Origin of the sequence: Burkholderia stagnalis, from assembly GCF_902830275.1 — a bacterium.
In the GTDB taxonomy this organism is placed as follows: Bacteria; Pseudomonadota; Gammaproteobacteria; order Burkholderiales; family Burkholderiaceae; genus Burkholderia; species Burkholderia stagnalis.
In genome coordinates this window covers 1-450 of sequence record NZ_CADESW010000097.1, presented here as the reverse complement: position 1 = coordinate 450, position 450 = coordinate 1, and the positions used below count along the sequence as shown (strand labels likewise).

1 protein-coding gene is annotated in these 450 nt (G+C 66.2%); it reads left to right on the top strand.

Annotated elements, in window-relative coordinates; genetic code table 11:
• Positions 1-450, top strand: a 450-nt coding sequence (locus HWY45_RS36385) for an SDR family oxidoreductase (protein ID WP_176118511.1), incomplete at its 5' end; no start/stop codon positions are given.

Sequence of the window (450 nt, the reverse complement as noted above, 5' to 3'; positions counted from 1 at the left end):
ATCCACGTCGACGGCGCGTTCCTGACGACGAAGGCCGCGCTCAAGCACATGTACAAGGACGATCGCGGCGGCGTCGTGATCTACATGGGCTCGGTGCACTCGCACGAAGCGTCGCCGCTGAAGTCCGCGTACGTGACGGCGAAGCACGGGCTGCTGGGCCTCGCGCGCGTGCTGGCGAAGGAAGGCGCGAAGCACAACGTGCGCTCGCACGTCGTGTGTCCGGGCTTCGTGCGCACGCCGCTGGTGGACAAGCAGATTCCGGAGCAGGCGAAGGAGCTCGGCATCAGCGAAGAGGACGTGGTGAAGAAGGTGATGCTCGGCAACACCGTCGACGGCGTGTTCACGACCGTCGAGGACGTCGCGCAGACGGTGCTGTTCCTGTCCGCGTTCCCGAGCGCCGCGCTGACCGGCCAGTCGTTCGTCGTCAGCCACGGCTGGTTCATGCAGTGA